The organism is Nisaea sp., from assembly GCF_017640745.1.
In the GTDB taxonomy this organism is placed as follows: Bacteria; Pseudomonadota; Alphaproteobacteria; order Thalassobaculales; family Thalassobaculaceae; genus Nisaea.
This window is the reverse complement of sequence record NZ_JAEPQA010000025.1, coordinates 52,218-71,854: the sequence shown is the minus strand read 5'-3', so window position 1 is coordinate 71,854 and position 19,637 is coordinate 52,218. Positions and strand designations below refer to the sequence as shown.

The window sequence follows — 19,637 nt, the reverse complement described above, 5'->3', positions numbered from 1 at the left end:
GTCGTCCCCGCCTGCAGTGGTGTCGTCGCCGCCGGCAGTCGTGTCGTCGCCACCCGCGGTCGTGTCGTCGCCACCCGCGGTCGTGTCATCGCCGCCGGCAGTGGTGTCGCCGCCGCCAGTGGTCGTATCGTCGCCGCCTGCAGTGGTGTCGTCCCCGCCCGCAGTGGTGTCGTCGCCGCCCGCAGTGGTGTCGTCGCCGCCCGCGGTCGTGTCATCTCCACCGGCGGTCGTGTCATCGCCGGCACCGCCCGAGACGCTGTCGTCCGGCTGGTATTCGTTCCAGTCGTCGCCGAGCACGGTGTCCTCGACGCCATCGCCGAAGATCGTATCGTTGCCGTCGTTACCGTTAAGAGTGTCGTTGGCGGCGCCGCCGATCAGCAGATCGTCGTCCGATCCGCCGTCGAGGCTGTCATGGCCGTCGCCGCCCTGGAGCGTATCGTCGCCCGCGCCGCCGCTCAGGACATCGTCGCCGTCGCCGCCATCGACCAGATCGTCGCCGTCATCGCCAAGCACGGTGTCGTTGCCGCTGCCGCCCGCGACCGTGTCGTTTCCAGCGCCGCCTTCGGCCAGATCGTCACCGCCCCCGCCGAGAACGATATCGTCGCCTGCGCCGGCTGTGAGCGTATCGTTGCCGGTACCGCCGTCGAGACTGTCATTGCCTTCGCCGCCGCCGAGCGTGTCCTCGCCCGCACCCCCGAGCACGGTATCGTCACCGTCCGCGCCGGTCAGCGTGTCGTTGCCGTCCCCGCCATCGACGAGATCGTTTCCGGCCCCGCCGGTCATGGTGTCGTCGCCGAACCCGCCGGAAAGCGTGTCGTTGCCGGCGCCACCCTCGAGCAGGTCGTTACCTTCGCCGCCAATGAGAGTGTCGTCACCCGCGCCCGCGGTCAGAGTATCGTTGCCGGTACCGCCGTCGAGCAGGTCGTTGCCTTCGCCGCCACCGAGCGTGTCGTCGCCTGCACCGCCGAGCACGGTGTCGTCGCCGTCCGCGCCGGTCAGCGTGTCGTTGCCGTCTCCGCCATCGACGAGATCGCTTCCGGCCCCGCCGGTCATGGTGTCGTTGCCGGCGCCGCCGGAGAGCGTGTCGTTCTCCGAGCCGCCATCGACGATGTCATCACCGTCGCCGGCGAAGATGGTATCGGACCCACCGTCGCCGGTGATGCTGTCGTTGCCGGCCGCGCCGGAAAGCAGGTCGTTGCCTTCGCCGCCGATGACCGTGTCGTCACCTTCTGAGCCGATGACCGTGTCGTTGCCGTCCCCGCCGATCAGGAAGTCGTTGCCGCCGGCACCGTCGATATAGTCGCTGCCGCCGCCGCCATTGAGCGTGTCGTCGTACTCTGTCCCGATCAGCGTGTCGTCGAGGGACTCGGTGGTGAAGCGCAGTTCGGAATGGTCGCCGTTCTGCGTGACCTCGACGCCGACGAACTCGCCGTTCAGGGTGAAAGTAGTTCCCGTGCCGTTGCCGGTATCGATCTCGACCGTGGTCTGACCGTCCTGCGCGGTCAGCGCGACGTTGCCTTCCGCGATCTGGGTGTTCTCCAGGCGCACGACGTCCTCATCCTCGTAATCGGCGATCAGGTCGCCGTCGAGAGAAGCCGGGGTGCCTGCAAAGGTGTCGCTGCCGGTGCCGCCCGCGAGCGTATCGCTGCCGCTGCCGCCGTCGAGCAGGTCGTTGCCGCCGGCGCCGCTGAGCAGGTCGTCGCCGCTGCCGCCGTCGAAGCGGTCGGAATAGGCGCTGCCGAGAACGGTGTCGTTGCCGGCGCCGGCATCGATGCCGAGACCGATGAAGCTGGCATCGATGTAATCGTCGCCGGAGGTGACCGCGTCGAAGACGCCGCGCAGCTGATCGCTGGTGACCGTGACCCCGTCATCGGTGAACTCGAAGCCCTCGACCTCGCGGTTGGCCTCGGTCCAGCGGTTGATCTGGACCAGATCGTCATAGTCCGCGATGTCCTCGGCACCGTTCTCGCCGACGCCGACATAGAGCGTGGAGCCGTTGAGGGAGAAGGTCGTGTTGTCGACCATCCCGTCGCCGACCAGCTGCAGGCGATCGGCTGTGCCGCCGTCCATATCCACGGGCGAATAGACGGTGCCCAGCGGAGAGCGGCCGGTATAGACATATTCGTCGAGGATCTGGTCGTGGCCTTCGCCGGCCCGATAGACGTAGGTGTCGTTGCCGCCGCCGCCACGCAGTTCGTCGTCGCCGGCCCCGCCGGAGAGGGTATCGGACGCCGCGCCCTCGTTGATCGTGCCCTGCGAGCCGCCGCTTCCGCGGATCGTGTCGGCGCCCGCGCCGCCGATCAGCAGGTCTTCGCCGGCGCCGCCGTCGATATAGTCGTTGCCGGCGCCGCCATCGATCGTATCCCGGCCGGTTCCGCCGACGACGACATCGTTGCCCTCGTCGCCGAGACCGAGATTGTTGCCGTTGCCGAGCCGGATGGTGTCGTCGCCGTCGCCGCCGCTGAGGGAATCGTTGCCGCCGGCGCCAACCATGGAATCGTTGCCGCCCGCACCGTCCATCGCGGTGTTTTCGGGGCCGCTCCAGCTCAGGACGTCGCCCCCGGCACTGCCGGAGATGTTCTGCAACATCTCGTTGACATTCATCTGGGTGCCGTCGCCGAACTGGAAGGTCTCGACCCGGTTGAGGGAGTCCCGCCAGTCGGTGATCGTGATCTGGTCGTCCAGATCGAAAATATCCGTATCGCCGTCACGGATACCGACAATGAGGTCGTCGCCGACCAGGTTGATCCAGAGATCGTCCGCGGTGATGCCGTCTTCGAAAGCGATGGTGTCGTTTCCCGCGAACTCGTCACGGCTGAAGAGCACGATTTCGCCGCTGGGCGTCAGCTGGGTGTGAAAATACTCGTCGTGAATCTCGTCGCGGCCGTCGCCGATACCATACTGGTAGAGATCGTTACCGCCGCCGCCGCGCAGCGTATCGTCACCCGCGCCGCCGGTCAGGGTGTCGTTGCCGACCTGCTCGTTGATATTGCCCTGCTCGCCGCCCGAGCCACGGATCAGATCGTCGCCGTCGCCGCCCTCGAGACTGTCGTGGCCGTCACCGCCGTCGATCGTATCGTTGCCGGCCCCACCTTCAACAGTATCGTTTCCGCTCTCGCCGAGCAGGCTGTCATCGCCCTCGTTTCCGTAGACGCCGTCGTTGCCGGCGCCAGCGGCAACCGTGTCGCCACCACCGCCGCCACCGATCGAATCCGCACCTGAACCGGTGCTGACTACGTCAGCGCCGTTTCCGGATGCGACCGAAATGCTTTCCGTCCCGCCCCACTGGATCGTGTCACCGCTGTCAGTGCCAGAGACATTGTCCAGAATGTCCTGCGTCGACCAGACGGACCCGTCGGAAAACTTGAACTGCTCGATCCTGCGATTGGCGTCCGACCAATTCCGGATCACCACCATATCGTCCGAGTCGAAGGGGTTCACCCCCGGCTGCAGGACCGCGACATAGAGATTACCGTCGCTGATCGTGATCCAGAGATTGTCCGGCGTGATCCCCGGGCCGAAGTTCAGCGTGTCGAAACCGCCGTTGCCTTGTTGGACGGGCTGCAGACCGCCAAGCGGGTTTTCCGGGTAATAGTGGTATTCGTCGAGAATTTCGTCGCGGCCGTCGCCGATGCGGAATTCGTAGGTATCGTTACCGCCACCGCCGCGCATCGTGTCGTTGCCGGTGCCGCCGTCGAGGGTGTCGTCGAAAGGAAGTTCGTTGATGGAGCTCTCTGCTCCGGCACTACCGAGAAGAAGGTCGTCACCACTGCCGCCGACGATGGAATCCTCTCCGCCGCGGCCGTCGATCGTATCGGCGCCGTTGGTCCCGACGAGGGTATCATTCCCGTTCGTACCGTTGAGCTCGGCCATCCAAATTAACTCTTCAATCGCACATGTTGTGCGTTGACGCTCTCAAACCACAAATTATCGCAGGAATTCGTTAAGAAAGGGCGAAGAAATCCGCCTTTTGCGATGCTTTGTGCATACATGAGAGCGTCTCTTTCTGTGACGAAAACAGCTTATATCACAAGCTACTATAAATACACTACAAGACGCGGAACAAAAATCAATAAAATTCGATCTAATTTTCTTCGATATTCCGAAAACGCGGTTTTCTTGATGCGCCCGGCCGCATTTGGGATAACGTCGGCGCGCCGGTTCCAAAGCAGGATCGGCGCCGATCAAACAGCTTGCGCGCCGCGGTTATGTCCGGCCGAAAAGAGCACAACCAATTGGGGCCGGAGTCCGAGATAAGATGAATTTGAGCGCCTACTTCGAAAGCGAGCTGGATGAGCACCTGAAAGTGGCGGCGGCTGTCCGGGAAACGCTTGCGGCGCCTTTTGCCGACCTGACCGAGAAATGCGTGGCCTCGATCCGGAACGGCGGCAAGATCCTGTTCTTCGGCAACGGTGGCAGCGCGTCCGACGCGCAGCACCTGGCGACGGAACTGACGGTCCGCTACATTAAGGACCGCGCAGCGATCGCGGCAATCGCCCTGACCACGGACGGTTCCGCGCTGACGGCGGCGGGCAACGATCTCGGTTTCGAGCGCCTGTTCTCCCGGCAGATCGAGGCGCTCGGCCGGCCTGGCGACGTTGCGATCGGGATATCGACCTCGGGCCGCTCGCCCAACATCATCGCGGGCCTGAAGATGGCCCGCGAGAAAGGTCTCGTCGCGGCCGGTCTGACCGGCGAGACCGGCGGGGACATGGCCGGGCTTGCGGATCCGCTGATCAGGGTGCCGCACCGGGCCGCCGCGCGAATTCAGGAAATGCACATCACGATCGGCCAGGCGCTCTGCGGCGCGATCGAGATCCAGCTTGGCCTCGTGGAGGGGTAATGACGCACGATTCCGACCTTGCGGCGAAGGTCGACTCGCTCGCCGGCGTTCGACTTCTTTGTGTCGGCGACGCGATGCTCGACCGGTTCGTCTACGGAACCGTCGACCGGATCTCCCCGGAAGCGCCGGTGCCGGTGCTCCGGATCCAGCGCGAGACGGCGATGCTCGGCGGTGCCGGAAATGTGGTCCGCAATCTCGTGGCGCTCGGTGCCGAGGCCTGTTTCATCTCGGTCATCGGACGCGACGCGGCGGGCCGCGAACTGACCGGGCTGGTCGCCGAGGAGGCAGGTGTCGAGAGTCATCTGCTGACCATTCCCGGGCGCGAGACCACGATCAAGGTCCGCTATGTCGCGGGCGCGCAGCAACTGCTGCGCGCCGACCAGGAAAACGTTGATGCGATCGATGCCGGGGTTGAGGAAGACCTGATTTCGCGCGCAGTCGCAGACATGGAGCAATCCTCCGCCCTGGTGCTGTCCGACTACGGCAAGGGCCTGCTCAGCAGAGGGGGGCTGGCAAAGCTGATCGGCGCGGCGCGGCAGAAAGGGCGCCCCGTCATTGTCGATCCGAAAGGCAGCGACTACGGCCGCTACACGGGCGCGACGGTAATCACGCCGAACCGGCGCGAGTTGTCCGAGGCGAGCGGGATGCCGGTGGACAGTGTCGAGGCGATCGTCGCAGCCGCGCGCCATATCATCGAAACCTCCGGGATCGAGTCCGTTCTGGTCACCAGAAGCCAGGACGGCATGACATATGTGAGCGGCGATCCGAAAGCCGAGCCTCTGCATTTCGAGGCGGTCGCGCGCGAAGTTTTCGACGTCTCCGGCGCGGGCGACACGGTGGTCGCGGTGCTGGCTGCCGCGCTCGGGCGGGGGCTGCCGATCGCCGACGGGATCGAACTCGCCAATGCCGCGGCCGGGATCGTCGTCGGCAAGATGGGAACCGCGGTCGCTTACGCCTCCGAGCTTGCCGCCGCGTTTCGTGCGCACGATCTGCTGCAGGGCGAGGTCAAGGTCGCCTCCGCCGATATCATCGCCAACCGGGCGAAGGAGTGGCGCGCCCAGGGCCTGCGCGTCGGCTTCACCAACGGCTGCTTCGATCTGCTGCATCCGGGACATGTCTCGCTGATGCGCCAGGCCAAGGCGGCCTGCGACAGGCTCGTGGTCGGGCTCAACAGCGATGCGTCCGTGGCGCGCCTGAAAGGCCCGACGCGGCCGGTCCAGTCGGAAGCGTCCCGGGCGGCGGTGCTGGCTTCGCTCGCGACTGTCGATGCGGTCGTCATCTTCGGCGAGGACACGCCGCTGGAACTGATCAAGACGGTCCGCCCCGACGTTCTGGTGAAAGGGGCGGACTACACGGTCGAGACCGTTGTCGGAGCCGAATTCGTCCAGTCCTACGGCGGCAAGGTGGTTCTGGCTCAGCTTGAGGACGGACACAGCACGACGGCCACCATCGCCCGGATGAATGCCGGCAAGTAGCCGGTCTGCGGCTTCTTGCGGCATCGCATCCGTTGTCATCCTCGTCCGTTAGGAGGAGAATGCCTCGATCCTCATTTCGCCGGCGTTCGAACCGGTGGCAAAAGTCGAATAAAATCAAGGGAGATCAGGCATGACCTACGGTCTGAGGGAGTTCTGTCGCGAGAGCCACGACATTCTGGCCGCGAACAACAACGCGAAAGGCCGCGATGCGGTCCGCAAGAATCTCGAGAAGCTTCTCAAGAACGAGGACTTCGTCGAAGAGGTCTGCGGCAAGGACGCGCCGGTCGGCGTGACCGAGCTCTACCGAGACGACGAGCTGGAGTTCGTCGTGCTGGCCCATGTCAACGAGAAGCCGCATGCCTCGCCGCCGCACGATCACGGCACCTCCTGGGCGATCTACGGCCAGGCGAAGGAATATACCGACATGAGCGAGTTCCGGCGTCTCGACGGCGGTGAGGGCGACGGAGCGGCGGAGATCGAGCATGTGAAGACCTATCGCCTGAAACCCGGCGATGCCGGGTTCTATGACGTGCGGGAAATCCATGCGATCGATTATCCGGCCAAGGCCTGCTTCGTGCGCGTGACCGGCCGTCCGCTGGAGAACGAGCCGCGCCTGCGATATGACATGGAAACCGGCAAGGCCGAGCTGATCGCTAACCGTTCCGCGAGCTGACCGCTTCTGCGAGCAGATTGCCGAGATCCCGGGACGCGCCGGCCGTTTCGACGACGGCCGGACGCGCCGTCCGGATGCGCCGGGCGATCTCGTTGCGCCGCCCGGGATCGTTCGCGATTTCAACCGCCTTTGCCGCGTAGTCCGCTAGGTCCGTCGCGATACAATCCGTGACCCCCATGGTCCGGTAGAGGCCGTAGGTCATGCGGCCTCGCATGTAGGGTCCCGGCCAGGTGACGACGGGCGTTCCCGCCGCGAACCCGCCGAGCGTCGTGTTGCTGCCGCCGAAATGGATCGGGTCGAGCATCACGTCGGCCGCTCCGAGCAGCCGCATGTAGTCGTTCTTCGGCAGGTAAGGCAGAAACCGGACCCGCTCCATGGCACCGCTGAGAACGGCCGCCAGCCGGGATTTCAGCCGCGCCGTCCATTCCGGATTGGCGCCTTCGATCAGGCCCAGCGTTCCGCGCGGGTCGCGCGCGAGGATATCTGCCAGAACGTGATCGTAGTCCGGGTGCAGCTTGAAGAGATTCTGCGGGCAGAGGTAGAGCGGGCGCCCGTCCGGAAGATCGAACTCCGATTTCGCCGCCGGAGGCGGGACCGCCTCGTCGCGGTAGACCATCGGGATACTCGGGCTGCGGACCAGCCGCTCCGAATAATGCGCCTCCGCCCCGTCCGGCTCGAAGCAGTCGGGGGAGAGATAGGCATCGACGGTGTCGATCCCCGTTGTGACCGGATGGCCCCAGGTCACCCATTGCACGGGCGCAAGGCGCGTGTGGGCGAGGAAATAGGTGAAGGGCTCCATCCCGATATCCGTGTAGAGCAGGGCGTCGAGCCGGCAGCCGGCGGCAATCTCGGCGGCGCGTCCGATCTCCGCCGGCAGCTCGACGACCTGGTCGAATGCGGCCGCGATTTCGGCCGCCGCCTGGTCCCGGAGGCCGGGCGGGCGCAACAGGGTCAGGCGGAAGCGCGACCGGTCGAGACCGGTGACGAGCCGGCCGAAAACAGCGCCGATCGTGTGTCCGGCGAGGTGTTTCGAACATATCCCGAGTTCGATAGGGCCAGTCGGCGGCGCGGCGCCGGCGCAATGCGGCGCGATGAAATTGAGCGCCGGGCAGGCGCGCCTGTAGAAGGCGCTGATTCCTTCTGCGAGAACCCGGTCGTTGCGGCCGTGATAGACGAGATAGAAGTTCGCCGCGCCGATCTGTTCCAGGGGATTGTCGAGCCGAATGCGCTCGGCTTCGTCAGAGGCGAGAAAGCCGGCGATCTTTGCTCTCGCGGCGTCGATCTGACCGAGGTTTTCCGGAATCACCGGGAGAACGAGGGCGCGCCTTACGGGAAAGCCCGGATCGCCGGGATGGCGGCGGATGGCGTCGTCGAAGGCGTCGAGTGCGGCATCGTAGTGACCGGCACTTGCCAGCGCGCCTGTGAGGTTGCGGGTGATCGCCACCCTCTCCGGCGCGGCTGCGAGGGCCCGGCGATAAAGCGCGATCGCGCCGCGGATCTCGTTGCCGTCCCAGAGAGCGATCCCGAGATCGTTCAGCAGCGTGGCGTCTCCGGGTGCGAGAAGAATGGCGCTTCTGAAGTCGTGCGCTGCCGCGTCCGTGTGCCTCTCGCTCCACAATGCCTGCGCCCGGTTGGCGAGGACGGTTCCGGAGGCGGGCTGGAGTTTTAGCGCACGTCCATAAGACACAATCGCGCCCGACATATCGCCGGCTTCCTGACGCGCCAGGCCGCGATTGTAGAGCTGGGCGAAACCTGAGGGGTCGAGCAGGATTGCCGCGCGGAATGCCCGGTCCGCCGCCGCCATGTCGCCAAGCCGTTTGCTTGCGGCCGCACGGGCGCTCCAGAGCGCCGCATCGGCCGGTCGATGCCTGCAGGCTGTTTCCAGGGCCGAAAGGGCATCCGCCGTGCGGCCGGCATCGATCAATGCGTAGCCGAAATTGAGCCGGAAATCGTGCCGTCCGGGATCGGCGACAAGCGCTTTCCCGATGCATGCCGCCGCGGGCAAGGGACGCGCGGCCTGCAGAAGGGCGGTGCCGAGCAGGTGCCATCCGTCGGCCTGCTCGGGCGCCGCCGTCAGGGCCCTGCGGTAAGCGGTCGCCGCTTCGGCGATTCGGCCGGAGGCGTGCAGGCTGTGCGCCGTGACGAGCAGTCCGCGAACCTGCACCCTTGATCCCCTTTTTCCGTCTCTTTCTGCCGCTGGCACCCGACTCGCTTATCATGGCGCGCCCGGATTGGCGATTCCCCCATGACAGCTCTTATCGGCGTGCTAGTTTCGGGCCAAGGGAGTGAAACATGATGGACGAACTGTCCTTTCCGCCGATTTACCGACCCTGCCGGGTCTTGCCGGGCACAGATGTCGAGGATGCTGCCGCCGAAGCCGCACGTGACGGCGCGGATCCGGCGAGCCTCTATTGGCTCGACAGCGCCGAGCGGCTCGAATGCGCGATCGTGCTCGGCCCGGACCGGCCGTTCTCGGAGACGCTTGCGGCGGTCCATGTCGCGATGGTGGCGCTCGGCGACTGTCTCGGCGCGCAGGTGCCGCCGCAGGTCGAGGTGCTGTTCGGCTGGCCGGACCGGCTGATCGTGAACGGCGGTCTCGCCGGAGGCGTGTCCCTGACGGTCGAGCCGGCACTCTGGGACGATCCGTCCGACCCGGTGCCGGACTGGGCGGTGCTTGGTGTCAAGCTGGCGATGATGCCGGCTGCCGATGCACCCGAACCCGGCATGATCCGCCAGCGCACGACATTGCTCGACGAAGGTTGCGGAGATCTGACCACGGGGGATCTGCTGGAAAGTTTCTCCCGCCATTTCCTGCTCTGGACCAACCGCTATCTCTCAGAAGGGCTGCGCCCGATTGCCGACAACTGGCTTCCCCGCGCCGCCAAGCGCGGGGAAGCCGTGGAGCTGAAACTCGCCGGCAGGGAGTGGCGCGGAAAGCTGCTCGGCCTCGATGAGAAAGGCGGTCTGGTGCTCGGCGAGTCGAAAACGCCGCTCGTGCCGTTGACCGACGTGCTGAGGAAACCGACATGGTCTCTCGACTGACATTGCGGGCGGGAACGGATGACTGAGGCGAGGGAGTTCTGGATCAGTTCGGGTTACGCGTTGCTCGACCGGACCGCGGACGGCCGCCTTGCCGTCACCGATGCTTTCCTGCGCGCGCTCTTCGCCCGTCCCGAGATCGCCCCGGTCGCGGAATCCTGCGCCACGGAGCGCAGTCTGCATGCCGCTCTGCTGGAGGACCCGAGACGCCCGGTCAGCGACATGGAGCTGGCGGCGTTCGGCGATCCGGACGGGCGGGAGAACTACCAGATCGTTCTCGGCTTCCGCGCCGCCCTACTGGCGGCGGACAGCCTCGAATCCTTCTATCTCTCGACGTTCCGCGAGGGCGGCATCTCGATTCCGCCGCTGTTCCTCGACCAGGTCGCCCATGTCGTCGCCCGCAACATGCTCGACGGCGTGACCGATCCGTTCCGGGCGCGGGCGGCGGAGCTTCTGTTCCGCAGCCAGCGTGTGACCCTGCAGGACGGCACCGTGATGTGCGCCGACGAGGAGATCGTCGACATGCATGCGGCCGGGCAGGGCTACAGCTCGCTCGAGCGCCTGATCGCGGAGAACGACACGCCGCTCCGCTCGGTCGAGCTCGATGTGCTGACCGAAGAAAACGCGGAGATCTACTGGGACCGCAGCGACCGCTTCGACACCGTGCTCGACCTGACCTTCACCCGCCCCGGGCTCGACGCGCTCTGCCGCGTTCTCGAGCGCTGGGTCGAGCATTTCCTCGGCACGGAGGTCTCGGTGACGCCGGTGCGCAGTATCTCGGACGAAAAATGGGTCTGGCATATCGGCCTCGATACGACCTCGAGCGCGATCCTGAACGCGCTCTACAAGGGCGAGGAGGTACCGGAAGAGGAACTGGTCAACCTGCTTGCCCTCTTCCGGCTCGAATTCAAGTCGCCGGAGGCGATGATGCCGTCGATCGCCGGTCGCCCCGTCTATCTCGGACTGGCGCAGGATCCGTCGGGGGTGCTGCGGATGAAGCCGCAGAATCTGCTGGTCAACCTGCCTCTTGCGACGCCCGCCTGAGTGCCGGCGGGCCCGCCAACAAGGAGAGAATGATGAACGAAGACATCTTCAACATGAGCGTGCGCAAGTTCCTGAAGAAGGTCGGCGTGACCTCGCAGCGCGAGATCGAGACCGCCATTCGCAAGGCTGTCGAAGAGGGCAAGGTCGGGGCTGCGACGGAGGCGACGGTCGTGCTGTCGATTCCGGCGGCCGGCCTCGAAGTCACCATCGACGGCACCATCGAGACCGAGTAGCGCGATGGCCGGGGCCTCCTTTATCGACAGCTGGCGCGCCCGGGCCGTCGCCGGGCTGGTGCTGGCCGGAGCGGTCGCCTCCCTCGCCTATCTCCACCGGGACGACATTGCCGGACTGACGGGCGGCGCGCCGCAAGCGCTCCCCGCGAACGGTCCGCTCGCCGCGTGCCTCGCCGAGCGGTACGGCGCGGTCGACAAGATGCGCGAGGAAGGCATCATCGACGAGGCCAAGCATCAACTCTTCCGCCAGCGCGCGGCGGCGATGTGCCAGGACAGGTTCGGCGGCTGACGCCGCCGCGCCGTCTCAGTGGATGCTCTCGTCCTCGTCCGAAACCGTGCCGCCGAGGTAATCCTCCGTCGTCCTGATCGCGGGCCGCGCGCCGCCGCGCATCGGATCGTCCTTGCCCTCGAACTGGTCGACCACCCGGCAGTCCTCGCACATCTGCAGCCGTCGCGCCGCCTCAGGCGATTTGAACATCGGGTGCTTTTCCGCCAGCGTCTTCACGATCCGCTCGATCGAACTCTTCGCCGCGAAGGGCTTGTTGCAGCGTACGCAGTGGAACGGCTCCTCCTCCTTCATCACCGCCGGCGATTTCGCCTCGGTCAGGAAGTTGAGTCGCGGTTCCAGCGTGATGGCGCTTTCCGGGCAGGTGTTCTGGCAGAGCCCGCACTGCACGCAGTTGTTCTCGATGAAGGAGAGCTCCGGCTTGTCCGGATTGTCCTGCAGCGCACTCGCCGGGCAGGCGCCGACGCAGGCGAGGCAGAGCGTGCAGGCCTCGACGTCGACCGCGATCCGGCCATAGGGCGCCCCCGGCGGCAACGCGATCATGTCGACCGGTTGCGGCGAGGCCAGCCGGAGCTGGGCCAGCGCCGTGTCCATGATCTCCCGCTTGCCGCCAAGCGCCAGGAAGGGCCGGGGCGTCACCCCCTCGGTCTTCTGCATAGACCAGAGCCTGGTTTCGACGGCATCCGGGTCGGCTTCGATCAGAAGTTCGACCAGGCCGCTCTCGAATCCAAGCCCGGTCAGCACCGTCTCCGCGAGGCCGATCTGGTTTGCGAGCCCGGAGATTTCGTCGCGCTTCGTCGGATGGGCATAGAGCACGACCCGCCCGACCCCGTTTGCGAAGGCGGCGGCGAGGAAATCGAGCCCGACCTGGGTCGTCTGGGTGACGGCGAAGGGCAGCACATGCGCCGGCAGTCCCCTGCCGAAGCGGGCCATCATGTCGATCACGGCGCCGCCATGCTGCGAGTCGTGGACGAACAGGGTGGCATGCCGGCCGCCGGCATCCCGGTAGGCCTGCATCATGGCCGTCAGGCGCTCGATCAGCGTGGCCGTCGCCGGGAAGGTGTAATGTGCCGCGCCGGTCGGACAGACCGAGTTGCAGGCGCCGCAGCCGCCGCAGATATAGGGATCGAAGGCGACGACATCGCCGTCCGGGCTGATCGCCCCCGCCGGGCAGACGTCAATGCAGCGCGAGCATCCGGTCTTGCGGCTCCGCGAATGGGCGCAGAGATCGGAATGGAAGTCGACATAGCGCGGCTTCGCGAATTCTCCGACCATGTCCGAGAGCTCGAACAGCGCCTTCTGCACCGCGACCGGATCTCCCGGGTCGGGCCGGAAGTAGCCGTCGCGCTTCTCATGGCCGGTGAACAGCGGAGTCTCTCCGGTCAGATCGAGGATCAGGTCGCAAGTCGACATCGCGCCGTCCTGCGGCCGCTCGAATCGGAAGCCGTCCCGGCTCGCCGGATCGGCCGGCGCATAGCGGTCGACTGCAATCTCGAAGGCGCCGAGATGTCCCTGGGCGCGGGCGATCCGCCCCTGGAAGACGGGCACGTCCATCACCGCCGGCGGGATGATGCCGTCGCTTTCCTTCAGCAGCAGCGTCACGTCGAGCCGGGCGGCGAGCTGGCGGGCGGCGTCGAGCGCGGCCTGGTCCTTGCCATAGACGAGGCAGACCCCTTCGGAGGTCAGCGGCACCTGTGTCGTGGGCGCGCCGTTGACCGCGGCCTCCGCGATCAGGGCGGCGATCTTGGGACCGGCCTTTGTCGGCTCTTCCGACCACCCTGCGCGCTCCCGGATATTGACGAAGGAAAGCGTCTCCTCCTCGCCGTTCTGCTCCGCCGCGACTTCGGTGAAGAGCGGCGCTTCCTGGGTGCAGCAGACCGTCAGAGGCCCTCCCGCGGCTGCCGCATCGCGAAAATTTCCCAGCTGCGCGCGGCAGAGCGCGGAATGGATGAAAGGTGTCTCGCCATCCTTGGAGAGCGCGGCGACGCTCGCGTCCAGGGGCATGGAGCCGTTGCAGTTGCACATCAGCAGCCGCCCGTTGTCGGTGGCCATATATCTCTCTCCCGCGCGCGTTTCGTTTCGTTGAGGCTTTCCTGTGCGCGCTTTTGGTACACATATTTGCAACAGGGAGCGGCCGGGGCAATGACCCGGCGAGGGGAATCCGAGGAGTGGAAATGGAACGCAGCCGGACAATCCCGGTTGGTGTCGTGGTGGAGCGCAAAAAGCTCGACAATCCCTGGCAGGATTATAGCTGGAGCGCCGTCTCTGTCATTGTCGGCGCGCCGGAGGTGACCGAATGGAAGTTGCTGGACAAGGCCGAAGGCGTCGAGCATTTCCATGCGGCCACGCTTCAGCTGACGCTTTATCGCGGAGAAACCGAGGCGTACAAGGTGAACCTGGCAGGGACGCCGTCGGTTTACGTGGTGCTGCGCCAGAACGACGATCCCGAGTCCGAATTCGACGTGGTGCCGTTTCTGGCGACGGCTTCGGCTTACGAGTCGCAGGACTATCTCGATTCCGGCGAGGAGATTGTCGATGCGGTGCCGATGCCCGAAGGGCTGATCGCTTGGGTGCAGGATTTCTGCGACCAGCACCATGAGGACGAGGTGTTCGTCAAACGCAAGCGCAGCGATCATCGCCGCGAGCAGGACAAGTTCGCCCGCCGCCCGCGGGTGGACGGATCGCGCGACCGATCCGGGAGGCGCCGCCTTGTCTGATCGCAGCGACATTCCGGGCCGGAGCTTTCTCGGGCGCTGGTCCGAGCGCAAGCAGGCAGCGCGGGAAACGGTCGTCGAGGAGGCCCGCAAGGCGCGTGGCGGCGCTGCACCCGCGCTTCCCGAGGAGGCGCCGGAGCCGGCGCTTCCGGAGCTCTATAACGGCGACGAACGGGAGATGACGGAAGAGGAGCGTGCGACGGTCGCCGCCCTGCCCGATATCGACAGTCTCCACGCCGACAGCGATTTCACCGCCTTCATGCTGAGCAATGTTCCGGAATTCGTCCGGCGCCGGGCGCTGAAGGCGCTCTGGCGCCTCAATCCGATCCTGGCGAATGTCGATGGTCTGGTCGATTACGGTGAGGATTACACGGACGCCACGAGGGTGATCGAGGGCATGCAGACCGCGTACAAGGTCGGGCGCGGCTTCCTCACCGACGAGGATCTCGGGATCGAGCCCGAGAAGGAAGAAGACGCCGGCGAAGCTGCGGATGACACGCTGCAGGCCGAGGCCGAGAGTAGCGATGCAGAGCTGGAAGAGTGCGCGAGCTCGGATGTTCCGGACGAAAATGCGCACGACGAGTCCGAAGATGAAGTCGGCGACGGCGATCTTGTCTGACGGGGCGTCCGCATGGTGGAAACCCTTTGATATGCCACAGGTGAATATGTGGACTTCGATCTCGAGTGAGCGTACCGTAGCGATGCTGGAAAATCGGGCGAAAAGTCCGGAAATTTTGAAGTCCGCGGTCGCAATCGGCAACGCGGACACGCTGGGGAGAGAGGGTCGGTGACAGAAACCGCCCGCAGTCTGGTGTCGGAAGAAGACGCCGTTCGCGCGCACTGGTATGGCTTGCTGGCGCATTTTCTCGCGCGTCCGCCGGCTGTCGAGAGTCTCGAGATCGCCCGGAGCCTGGGCGGGGACGATACCCCGCTCGGCAAATCCGTCGCCGCGTTCGCGGCCGCGGCCCGCGCCGCCACGGTGGAGTTGGCGGACGATGAATTCCACAAACTTTTCTACGGTGTCGGGCGGGGCGAGCTGGTCCCGCACGGATCCTATTACCTGACCGGATTTCTGAACGAGAAACCGCTTGCGGACCTGCGCGACGATCTCGCGAAACTCGGGGTCGCGCGCGCCGACGAGGTGAAGGAGCCGGAAGATCACATCGCCGCGCTTTGCGACGTGATGGCCGGCATGATCCGCGGCGATTTCGGCCCGGCCTGCCATCTGGAGCGCCAGGCGGAATTCTTCGACAAGCATATCGCCTCCTGGGCGGAGAAATTTTTCGAGGATCTTGAGGGCGCGAAGGCCTCGGTCCTCTACATGCCCCTCGGTTCGATCGGACGGCAGTTCATCCAGATCGAGGGCGAGAGTTTCCGCATGCTCGGCTGAGGCCGGGCGGCGGATGACCTCTTGCGCCGGGCACGGGCCGGCGACGGAGAGACATATCGGACCCGTGCGGAGAAGAACGGAGTTTGGTGATGGCGAATGCAAAAAAGCCCGAATCAACACGCCGTGATTTCCTGAAATTGTCGGGCATCGGCGCTGCCGCCGGTGCCGCGGCGATTGCCGGGGCGCAGAAACCAGCCGAGGCCGCGGAGCGGCCTGGCAAGGTCAGTGCCGGCTACCAGGAAACCGCGCATGTGAAGACGGCGTACGCCTTATCCCGCTTCTAGGGCGGACAGGGCAGGGCCGTCCCCACGGGGAGAGCCCAGGGCACCGCATGCTGGGGTGCCTCTGAAACATAAGCGGTCGGGCAAAGAGGCCGTAATGTTCGGGAGAACGATATGTTGATGAAGAAGACAGGCGGACGCGCTGCGTCCTCGCGCATGTCTCGCGCTTTGACCGGCCAGGCCGGCAGCGCGATCGACCGGAGAACGTTCCTGAAACGCTCCGGAATTACCGTCGGCGGTATCGCCGCGGCATCCGCCCTCGGCGGCGGCATGGTCAAGAAAGCCGAAGCGCAAGCCAATCCACTGGCCGGGATCGAGAAGATCCGTTCGGTCTGCACCCACTGTTCGGTCGGCTGCACGGTCGAGGCGGAAGTGCGGAATGGCGTGTGGATCGGCCAGGAGCCGGGCTTCGACAGCCCGTTCAACCTCGGTTCGCACTGCGCCAAGGGCGCCGCGGTCCGCGAGCACGCCCATGGCGAGCGCCGGCTGAAATATCCGATGAAGCTGGTCAACGGGAAGTACCAGAAGATCAGCTGGGAGCAGGCGATCAACGAGATCGGCGACAAGATGTTGCAGATCCGTCAGGAGAGCGGCGCGGATTCGGTCTACTGGCTCGGCTCGGCCAAGCACAGCAACGAACAGGCCTACCTGTTCCGCAAGTTCTACGCCTTCTGGGGCACCAACAACGGTGACCACCAGGCGCGTATCTGTCACTCGACCACGGTCGCGGGTGTTGCGAACACCTGGGGCTACGGCGCGATGACGAACAGCTACAACGACATCCACAACAGCCGTTGCATCTTCGTCATCGGCGGCAACCCTGCCGAGGCCCATCCGGTCTCGCTGCTCCACCTGCTCCGGGCGAAGGAACAGAATGCGGCCCCGCTGATCGTCTGCGACCCGCGCTTCACGCGCACCGCGGCGCACGCGACCGAATATGTCCGCTTCCGTCCGGGTTCGGACGTGGCGCTGATCTGGGGCATTCTCTGGCACATCTTCGAGAATGGCTGGGAAGACAAGGAATTCATACGCCAGCGCGTCTGGGGGATGGAAGAGATCAAGGCCGAGGTGAAGAAGTGGACGCCGGAAGAGACCGAGCGGGTCACCGGGGTTCCGGGCTCGCAGCTCCGCCGCGTCGCGCGCACCATGGTGAACAACCGTCCGGGCACCGTGATCTGGTGCATGGGCGGCACCCAGCACACCAACGGCAACAACAACACCCGGGCCTACTGCATCCTGCAGCTTGCGCTCGGCAACATGGGCACGGCCGGCGGCGGCACCAACATCTTCCGCGGCCATGACAACGTGCAGGGCGCGACCGACCTCGGCGTGCTGTCGCACACCCTGCCCGGTTACTACGGCCTCGCCACCGGCTCCTGGAAGCACTGGGCGCGGGTCTGGGACGTCGATTACGACTATCTGCTCGGCCGCTTCGGCAGCAAGGAGCTGATGGAATCCAGCGGCATTCCGGTGTCGCGCTGGATCGACGGCGTGCTCGAGGACAAGGCCAACATCGACCAGCCGGAGAACGTCCGGGCGATGGTTCTGTGGGGGCATGCGCCGAACTCGCAGACCCGTATGGTCGAAATGAAGAAGGCGATGGAGAAGCTCGACCTTCTCGTCGTCGTCGACCCCTATCCGACGGTTTCCGCCGTGCTGCACGACCGCAAGGAAGGTGCCTACCTTCTGCCGGCCTGCACGCAGTTCGAGACCTACGGCTCGGTGACCGCCTCCAACCGCTCCATCCAGTGGCGCGAGAAGGTGGTGGATCCGCTCTTCGAGTCGAAGACGGACCACGAGATCATGTATCTCTTCGCCGAGAAGTTCGGCATGGCCGACCAGATGTTCAAGAACATCAAGGTCGAGAACAAGGTGCCTCTGGTCGAGGACGTGACCCGCGAATTCAACAGAGGCATGTGGACCATCGGCTATACCGGCCAGTCGCCGGAGCGGCTGCGCAAGCACATGGCCAACCAGCATACCTTCGATAAGACCACGCTGCAGGCGCAGGGCGGTCCGTGCGACGGCGACTATTACGGCATGCCGTGGCCGGCGTGGGGCACTCCGGACATGAACCATCCGGGCACCCCGATCCTCTACGATACGTCGAAGCCGGTCTCCGAGGGCGGCCTCACCTTCCGTGCGCGTTTCGGCGTGGAGCGGAACGGCGAGAACCTGCTCGCGGTCGATTCCTACAGCGCGAATTCGGAACTCAAGGACGGGTATCCCGAATTCACCATGGCCATGCTGAAGAAACTCGGCTGGGACAAGGATCTGACCGACGAGGAGCGCAAGACCATCGAGGCGATCGCGGGCGACAAGACCAACTGGAAGACCGACCTTTCGGGCGGTATCCAGCGTGTCGCGATCAAGCACGAATGTGCTCCGTTCGGGAACGCGAAGGCACGGGCCGTGGTCTGGACCTTCCCGGATCCGGTGCCGCTCCATCGCGAGCCGCTCTACACCTCCCGCCGGGATCTCGTGGCCGACTACCCGACCTACGAGGACCGGAAGTCGTACCGTCTGCCGACGCTCTACGCGTCGATCCAGAAGAACGACTTCTCCAAGGACTTCCCGATCATCCTCACCTCCGGCCGTCTGGTCGAGTACGAGGGCGGCGGGGACGAAACCCGGTCCAACCCGTGGCTCGCCGAGCTGCAGCAGGACATGTTCATCGAGATCAATCCGCGCGATGCCAACAATGCAGGCATCCGTGACGGAAGCATGGTCTGGGTGACCGGTCCGGAGAACGGCAAGGTCAAGGTCAAGGCAATGGTCACCGAACGGGTCGGCACGGGCGTCGCCTTCATGCCGTTCCACTTCGGCGGGCATTTCCAGGGAGAGGATCTCCGGAGCAAGTATCCGGACGGTGCCGATCCTTATGTCCTCGGCGAATCCACGAACACTGCGCAGACCTACGGTTACGACTCGGTCACGCAGATGCAGGAAACCAAGGCGACGCTCTGTCGCATCGAGCCTGCGTAAGGGAGCGAAACAATGGCACGTATGAAGTTCCTTTGTGACGCCGAGCGCTGCATCGAATGCAACGCCTGCGTCACGGCCTGCAAGAACGAGCATGAGGTTCCCTGGGGCGTGAACCGCCGCCGTGTCGTCACGATCAATGACGGCAAGCCCGGCGAACGGTCCATCTCGGTGGCCTGCATGCACTGCTCGGACGCGCCCTGCATGGCGGTGTGCCCGGTCGATTGCTTCTACCAGACCGACGAGGGTGTGGTTCTGCACTCCAAGGATCTGTGCATCGGCTGCGGCTATTGCCTCTATGCCTGTCCGTTCGGAGCTCCGCAGTACCCGCAAGCGGGCAACTTCGGCAGCCGCGGCAAGATGGATAAGTGCACCTTCTGCGCCGGCGGTCCGGAAGACGACCATAGCTCTGAAGAATTCCAGAAATATGGCCGTAACCGTCTCGCGGAGGGCAAGCTGCCGCTCTGCGCGGAAATGTGCTCGACCAAGGCCCTTCTCGCGGGCGACGGGGACGTTGTGTCCGCGATCTACCGCGAGCGGACCGTGGCCCGTGGCTTCGGCTCCGGCGCCTGGGGCTGGGGCACGGCCTACGACCAGAAGACGGGCGGTTAAGCGCTCGATCCCGGAGGCCGCCATGGCGGCCTCCGGTCTGGTCCGCGACCTATTATGATCGTTTT

The 19,637-nt window shown here is 65.4% G+C and carries 16 protein-coding genes; 13 read left to right on the top strand and 3 right to left on the bottom strand.

All coding sequences use genetic code 11. From position 1 onward, the window contains the following. Positions 1-3,873: calcium-binding protein (locus JJ959_RS16755; RefSeq protein WP_292886101.1), on the bottom strand; the 3,873-nt coding region annotated here is incomplete at its 3' end. A 385-nt stretch (positions 3,874-4,258) separates the two neighbouring features. Here JJ959_RS16755 and JJ959_RS16750 point away from each other — a divergent pair. From JJ959_RS16750 to JJ959_RS16740, 3 genes are all read left to right on the top strand, one after another. After that, positions 4,259-4,843: an SIS domain-containing protein gene (locus JJ959_RS16750; protein WP_292886098.1), complete on the top strand. Its 585-nt coding sequence runs from the start codon at positions 4,259-4,261 to the stop codon at positions 4,841-4,843. Further along, complete coding sequence (gene rfaE1, locus JJ959_RS16745) at positions 4,843-6,318, top strand: D-glycero-beta-D-manno-heptose-7-phosphate kinase (protein ID WP_292886096.1); 1,476 nt, start codon at positions 4,843-4,845, stop codon at positions 6,316-6,318. Before JJ959_RS16750 ends, rfaE1 begins: the two co-directional genes overlap by 1 nt. Before the next feature lie 130 nt (positions 6,319-6,448). Next, positions 6,449-6,991: a hypothetical protein gene (locus JJ959_RS16740; RefSeq protein ID WP_292886093.1), complete on the top strand. Its 543-nt coding sequence runs from the start codon at positions 6,449-6,451 to the stop codon at positions 6,989-6,991. Here the strand turns inward: JJ959_RS16740 and JJ959_RS16735 are convergent. After that, a complete protein-coding gene (locus tag JJ959_RS16735; protein WP_292886090.1) occupies positions 6,972-9,155 on the bottom strand; it encodes a tetratricopeptide repeat protein in 2,184 nt (727 codons plus the stop codon). The two genes, JJ959_RS16740 and JJ959_RS16735, sit on opposite strands and share 20 nt — an antisense overlap. Before the next feature lie 128 nt (positions 9,156-9,283). On the opposite strand from JJ959_RS16735, the gene JJ959_RS16730 reads away from it, so the two are divergent. Genes JJ959_RS16730 through JJ959_RS16715 form a run of 4 tightly spaced genes read left to right on the top strand, consistent with a single transcriptional unit; the run spans position 9,284 to position 11,596 of the window. After that, a complete protein-coding gene (locus tag JJ959_RS16730; RefSeq protein ID WP_292886087.1) occupies positions 9,284-10,033 on the top strand; it encodes a biotin/lipoate--protein ligase family protein in 750 nt (249 codons plus the stop codon). Between the two features lie 18 nt (positions 10,034-10,051). After that, entirely contained in the window at positions 10,052-11,074 is a 1,023-nt protein-coding gene (locus JJ959_RS16725) for a DUF6352 family protein (protein ID WP_292886085.1), read from the top strand. A 32-nt stretch (positions 11,075-11,106) separates the two neighbouring features. Next, on the top strand, positions 11,107-11,307 hold the full coding sequence (locus JJ959_RS16720; protein ID WP_292886082.1) for a DUF6494 family protein: 201 nt from the start codon (positions 11,107-11,109) through the stop codon (positions 11,305-11,307). A gap of 4 nt (positions 11,308-11,311) precedes the next feature. After that, entirely contained in the window at positions 11,312-11,596 is a 285-nt protein-coding gene (locus JJ959_RS16715; RefSeq protein ID WP_292886079.1) for a hypothetical protein, read from the top strand. Between the two features lie 15 nt (positions 11,597-11,611). Here the strand turns inward: JJ959_RS16715 and JJ959_RS16710 are convergent, their stop codons facing one another. Next, complete coding sequence (locus JJ959_RS16710) at positions 11,612-13,645, bottom strand: 4Fe-4S binding protein (RefSeq protein WP_292886077.1); 2,034 nt, start codon at positions 13,643-13,645, stop codon at positions 11,612-11,614. A 122-nt stretch (positions 13,646-13,767) separates the two neighbouring features. Between JJ959_RS16710 and JJ959_RS16705 the strand changes: the two genes are divergently transcribed. The 6 genes from JJ959_RS16705 (at position 13,768) to fdh3B (ending at position 19,572) form a co-directional block, all read left to right on the top strand. Beyond that, positions 13,768-14,310, top strand: coding sequence for a DUF3305 domain-containing protein (locus tag JJ959_RS16705; protein WP_292886075.1), 543 nt, complete (start codon positions 13,768-13,770; stop codon positions 14,308-14,310). Beyond that, entirely contained in the window at positions 14,303-14,926 is a 624-nt protein-coding gene (locus JJ959_RS16700) for a DUF3306 domain-containing protein (protein WP_292886072.1), read from the top strand. Before JJ959_RS16705 ends, JJ959_RS16700 begins: the two co-directional genes overlap by 8 nt. A 168-nt stretch (positions 14,927-15,094) precedes the next feature. Beyond that, entirely contained in the window at positions 15,095-15,697 is a 603-nt protein-coding gene (locus JJ959_RS16695) for a molecular chaperone (RefSeq protein ID WP_292886069.1), read from the top strand. 89 nt (positions 15,698-15,786) lie between these two features. Then, the gene (locus JJ959_RS16690; RefSeq protein ID WP_193184584.1) at positions 15,787-15,981 is read left to right on the top strand and encodes a twin-arginine translocation signal domain-containing protein; all 195 of its coding nucleotides are present in this window, start codon (positions 15,787-15,789) and stop codon (positions 15,979-15,981) included. A 111-nt stretch (positions 15,982-16,092) separates the two neighbouring features. After that, positions 16,093-18,963, top strand: a complete 2,871-nt coding sequence (locus JJ959_RS16685) for a formate dehydrogenase subunit alpha (RefSeq protein ID WP_292886066.1) — start codon at positions 16,093-16,095, stop codon at positions 18,961-18,963. A 12-nt stretch (positions 18,964-18,975) separates the two neighbouring features. Then, entirely contained in the window at positions 18,976-19,572 is a 597-nt protein-coding gene (fdh3B, locus tag JJ959_RS16680; protein WP_292886063.1) for a formate dehydrogenase FDH3 subunit beta, read from the top strand. The last annotated feature ends 65 nt before the right edge of the window (positions 19,573-19,637 follow it).